Annotated in this window: 1 protein-coding gene; it reads right to left on the bottom strand. The window is 55.2% G+C overall.

Annotated features, from left to right (window positions below; all coding sequences use genetic code 11):
* Positions 1 to 339, bottom strand: a 339-nt coding sequence (locus ACXAGR_RS23805) for an Ig-like domain-containing protein (protein WP_474852930.1), incomplete at both ends; no start/stop codon positions are given.

Here is a 339-nt window from a genome sequence, read left to right as displayed (position 1 = left end):
TGTCGTTTCCTGTACCCTGGGCGTCTAAAGTGACTGTTGGTGCAGTGGTATCAACTTCACCACCAGTTGCTATTGCTGTCGTGGAATTACCCGCCGCATCAGTAGCCGTCGCTTCGACCGTGTAACTACCTTCAGCCAATTCTGCAGGCACATCGGCGCTGAAGGTGCCGTCTGGTTGTACGGTAGCCGTTACAGTCTGCGCATCACCATTTGCATCGGTGACCGTCAACGTCACAGATTCGCCGGCTGGCAGATCCGTGGTGCCTGAAATAGTTGGTGTGGTGTCGTTACCGGTACCCTGCGCATCCAGTGTGACTGTCGGGGCAGTGGTATCAACTT

Source organism: Alteromonas sp. ABH4_457, from assembly GCF_056160625.1.
This window is presented reverse-complemented; position numbering and strand designations above follow the sequence as displayed.